The organism is Maritimibacter sp. 55A14 (assembly GCF_003122205.1).
In the GTDB taxonomy this organism is placed as follows: Bacteria; Pseudomonadota; Alphaproteobacteria; order Rhodobacterales; family Rhodobacteraceae; genus QEYE01.
Genome location: NZ_QEYE01000064.1, coordinates 1 through 1070, shown reverse-complemented (window position 1 = coordinate 1070; position 1070 = coordinate 1). Strand labels below are relative to the sequence as shown.

At 67.7% G+C, this 1070-nt stretch carries 1 protein-coding gene; it reads left to right on the top strand.

Going from position 1 to position 1070, the window contains the following annotated elements:
- On the top strand, nucleotides 1-1070 hold a 1070-nt coding region (locus DDZ14_RS19190; protein ID WP_109426574.1), incomplete at both ends, for an S-(hydroxymethyl)glutathione dehydrogenase/class III alcohol dehydrogenase.

Genomic DNA, 1070 nt, shown 5'->3' with positions numbered 1-1070 from the left:
ATGAGAACGCGGGCTGCGGTTGCGCTGGAGGCGGGGAAGCCTCTGGAGGTGATGGAGGTTGAGCTTGAGGGCCCGAAGGCGGGGGAGGTTCTGGTGGAGATCAAGGCCACCGGGCTGTGCCACACGGACGAGTTCACGCGCTCGGGTGCGGACCCGGAGGGCATCTTTCCGGCGATCCTGGGCCATGAGGGCGCGGGGGTGGTGCTGGAATGCGGGCGGGGGGTGACAAGCCTGGAGCCGGGCGACCACGTGATCCCGCTCTACACGCCGGAATGCCGCGAATGCGAGTATTGCCTGCACCCGAAGACCAATCTCTGCCAGGCGATCCGCTCGACCCAGGGCCAGGGGCTGCTGCCCGACGGCACGACGCGGTTCTCGATGCCCGACGGCACGCCGCTCCATCACTACATGGGCTGTTCGACCTTCGCCAACCACACGGTTGTGCCGGAGATCGCGCTGGCGAAGATCCATCCCGAGGCGCCCTTCGACAAGGTCTGCTATATCGGCTGCGGCGTGACGACGGGGATCGGCGCGGTGATCAACACCGCGAAGGTGGAGATCGGCTCGCGCGCGATCGTCTTCGGGCTGGGCGGCATCGGGCTCAACGTGATCCAGGGGCTGCGGCTGGCGGGCGCGGACCAGATCGTGGGGGTGGACCTGAACCCCTCCAAGGTGGAGATGGCGACGCATTTCGGGATGACGGATTTCGTCAACCCCAAGGAGGTCGAGGGCGATCTCGTGGCGCATCTGGTGGAGCTGACCGGGGGCGGCGCGGATTACACCTTCGACGCGACCGGCAATGTGGGCGTGATGCGCACCGCGCTGGAGGCCGCGCACAAGGGCTGGGGCGAGAGCATCGTCATCGGCGTGGCGCCGGCGGGCGCGGAGATATCGACGCGGCCGTTCCAGCTCGTCACCGGGCGGTCCTGGCGCGGCACGGCGTTTGGCGGCGCGCGCGGGCGCACCGATGTGCCGAAGATCGTCGACTGGTACATGCAGGGCAAGATCGAGATCGACCCGATGATCACCCACACCCTGACCCTCGACGAGATCAACAAGGGCTTCGAGCT